The organism is Leucobacter soli, from assembly GCF_042659205.1.
Taxonomy (GTDB): domain Bacteria; phylum Actinomycetota; class Actinomycetes; order Actinomycetales; family Microbacteriaceae; genus Leucobacter; species Leucobacter soli.
The window spans coordinates 1-1627 of record NZ_JBHSRW010000353.1 but is presented as its reverse complement, the minus strand read 5'-3'; the positions used below and the strand labels follow the sequence as shown (position 1 = coordinate 1627).

At 60.3% G+C, this 1627-nt stretch carries 2 protein-coding genes; one reads left to right on the top strand and one right to left on the bottom strand.

All coding sequences use genetic code 11. The annotated features are described in order from the left end of the window. Nucleotides 1-23 precede the first annotated feature (23 nt). Nucleotides 24-653, bottom strand: coding sequence for a DEAD/DEAH box helicase family protein (locus ACFPZL_RS13030; protein WP_407936629.1), 630 nt, complete (start codon nucleotides 651-653; stop codon nucleotides 24-26). Nucleotides 654-853: 200 nt separating this feature from the next. On the opposite strand from ACFPZL_RS13030, the gene ACFPZL_RS13025 reads away from it, so the two are divergent. After that, nucleotides 854-1579 carry a tyrosine-type recombinase/integrase gene (locus ACFPZL_RS13025; protein WP_218116472.1) on the top strand — a complete coding sequence of 242 codons (726 nt, stop codon included), beginning with the start codon at nucleotides 854-856 and terminating at the stop codon, nucleotides 1577-1579. Nucleotides 1580-1627: the final 48 nt, after the last annotated feature.

The following is a 1627-nucleotide window of genomic DNA, read 5'->3' as shown; positions in this document are numbered from 1 at the left end:
ACGCTGAGACCGAGACGCTTCTGTCACCGACGAGCTGACAGGAAAACCGGTCGGAACAAGAACCAGGCCAATTCAGTCTTCAACTGTGGGTTGCCGCCGCTGCCGGAGTTCTCGGCAAAGATCGGAGTGCCGGTGAAGCCAAACAGGTTGTACCGTTTGAACGCCTTCGTGATCGCAGTATGCATGTCACCGAACTGGGAACGGTGACACTCATCAAAGATCAGCACGACGTGGTCACCGTAGACCGGGTGCTGCTTGTTGCCGCTGATGAAGTTCGAGAGCTTCTGAATCGTCGTAATGATGATCTTCTTCGACGGATCTTCCAGCTGACGCTTCAGCACCGCCGTTGAGGTGTTCGAGTTCGCTGACCCCTTTTCGAAGCGGTCGTACTCTTTCATTGTCTGGTAGTCGAGGTCTTTGCGGTCGACCACGAAGAGCACCTTGTCGACGCTCTCCACGCGGGAGGCCAGCTGCGCCGTCTTGAACGAGGTGAGTGTCTTGCCGGAGCCGGTGGTGTGCCACACATACCCGCCAGCGTCACGGGTGCCGAGGGTCTTGTAGTTCGTCGAGATATCGATCTTCGTGAGGATCTCCTCAGTCGCCACAATCTGATAGGGACGCATCACGAGCAGTAGCCGGTCGCTCGTGAGCACGCAGTAGCGGGTGAGAATGTTCAGGATCGTGTGTTTCGCGAAGAACGTCTTCGCGAACGCCGTTAGATCAAGGATCGGCTTGTTCCGAGCGTCAGCCCACCACGAAGTGAACTCGAACGAGTTCGACGTCTTCTTCGTACGCCGGGAACCGTGCTGGTCAGCAACATGCTGGCGGCGCGTAGTGTTCGAATAGCGGCACCATGCTCGAACTCATCCCCGACGGCGTCTACCGCCGCTACGCAGCCGCCCTCGTACTCACCGGCATGCGCGCGGGTGAAGCGACCGCAATGCGCGTACGCGACGCCGACCTGCACCGTGGAATCCTCCATGTCAGTCGCAGCTTCTCCCCCGGCCAGCACGGTGAACTCATCGAGCAGAGCCCGAAGAGCCACAAGGAGCGAGAGGTACCGCTCACGAAGCAACTCCGCCCGTTTGCCATCGAGGCAGCAAAGGGCAAGGAACCCGACGACCTGCTGTGGTGCGGGCCGAACGGCGGCAGACTCACCGCACGCAACTTTCGCCGCGCGGTCGAGTGGGAGAAGATCCAGACCGCACTACGCCGACCCGACCTGCGGGTTCACGACTTGCGGCACACCTTCGCTACGATCCTCTTCGACGGCGGAGCGGCCGCACCCGACGTGCAGGCCGTGCTCGGCCATTCAAGCTTGCAGGTAACCGAGCGGTACTCACGCGCACGCGAGGGCGTCGCAAGGCGCGCGGGTTCCGTGATCGACGGGCTCTTCGACCCCGAGCCCGATTCCGCCGAACCCAAGAACAGAAACAAGAAGAAGAACAAGCAGGATAAGCAGAAGCCAGCGGCAGCGAAGCAGCAGCAAGAACCTGCCCGCACAAAGCAGAACCGCACCGACGCGTTCAGCGACCCTTTCGGCACCAACTCGGGGTTACCGGCCAAAACGTGTGGATAGAACCCCGATCTAGCCGCATGATCACGCGGTAGAACAGACATTGTCATA